The sequence below is a fragment of the Caulobacter sp. GW821-FHT09A05 genome, assembly GCF_059418465.1.
Map to the genome: position 1 here is coordinate 1 of NZ_JBWKPX010000067.1, position 915 is coordinate 915.

General features: G+C 70.9%; 1 protein-coding gene. It reads right to left on the minus strand.

Going from position 1 to position 915, the window contains the following annotated elements; genetic code table 11:
- On the minus strand, positions 1-915 hold a 915-nt coding region (bioB, locus tag AC07NX_RS26200), incomplete at both ends, for a biotin synthase BioB (protein WP_494646056.1).

The window sequence follows — 915 nt, forward strand, 5'->3', positions numbered from 1 at the left end:
GGGGTGGTCAGGAGCTTGCCGCCGACGAAGATGGAGTTGGCGCCGGCCAGGAAGCACAGGGCCTGCAGCTCGCGGCTCATCTCGTCGCGGCCGGCCGACAGGCGGACCATCGCGCGGGGGCAGACGATGCGGGCCACGGCGATGGTGCGCACGAACTCGATGGCGTCGATGGCCGTGGTCCCGTCGGCCAGCACCTTGTCGCGCAAGATCATGTCCCCAAGCGGCGTGCCGCTGACCGGGACCAGGCCGTTGATCGGCAGGCTGTCGGGATGGGCCGGCAGGGTGGCCAGCTGGTGCAGCAGGCCGGCGCGGTCGCGGCGCTGCTCGCCCATGCCGACGATGCCGCCGCAGCAGGTGCTCATGCCCGCGTCGCGGACATGGGCCAGGGTGTCCAGCCGCTCCTGGTAGGTGCGGGTGGTGACCACGTCCTTGTAGTAGTCCGGGCCGGTGTCGAGGTTGTGGTTGTAGTAGTCCAGGCCCGCGTCCTTCAGCTGCCGGGCCTGGTCGGCGGTCAGCATGCCCAGGGTGGCGCAGGTCTCCAGGCCCAGGGCCTTCACCCCGCCGATCATCGCCGCCAGTTTCGGCAGGTCGCGGTCCTTCAGCTCGCGCCAGGCCGCGCCCATGCAGAAGCGCTGGGCCCCGCCGTCGCGGGCCTGGCGGGCCCTGGCGATCACCGCCTCGGCGTCCATCAGCTTCTCGGCCTTCAGCCCGGTCTTGAAGTGGGCGCTCTGGCTGCAATAGCCGCAGTTCTCGGCGCAGCCGCCGGTCTTGACCGACAGCAGCTGCGACAGCTGCACCTCGCTGGGATCGAACCCGGCCCGGTGCACTGTGGCCGCCTGGAACACCAGCTCCATGAACGGCAGGTCGAACAGGGCCTCGACCTCGTCGAGGGTCCAGTCGTGGCGGGGAAGGGCG